This is a genomic window from Staphylococcus gallinarum (assembly GCF_000875895.1).
GTDB lineage: Bacteria > Bacillota > Bacilli > Staphylococcales > Staphylococcaceae > Staphylococcus > Staphylococcus gallinarum.
Window position 1 is genome coordinate 1 of sequence record NZ_JXCF01000030.1, and the last position, 241, is coordinate 241.

The window sequence follows — 241 nt, forward strand, 5'->3', positions numbered from 1 at the left end:
ATCTAAAAAAATATATCTCTCAATATCAAAATCATTTAAATGAATAATATCTTCACTGTTATATTTATGTTTGTTTTTTCTAATAGCATCTTTACTTTCGTGTGTTAAATATTTATAAACACTCTCGACACCATCTACAATTTCTATATGTGATAAGGCTTTATCTCCTAAAGCACGTTTTATTTTATTTCTCACACTTTCCTTTGTGACTGGATTTTTAGCGATATACAAAACGTGATAG

General features: G+C 26.6%; 1 protein-coding gene. It reads right to left on the minus strand.

Annotated features, from left to right (window positions below; translation table 11 throughout):
• Positions 1-241: Rep family protein (locus SH09_RS12085; RefSeq protein ID WP_042739914.1), on the minus strand; the 241-nt coding region annotated here is incomplete at both ends.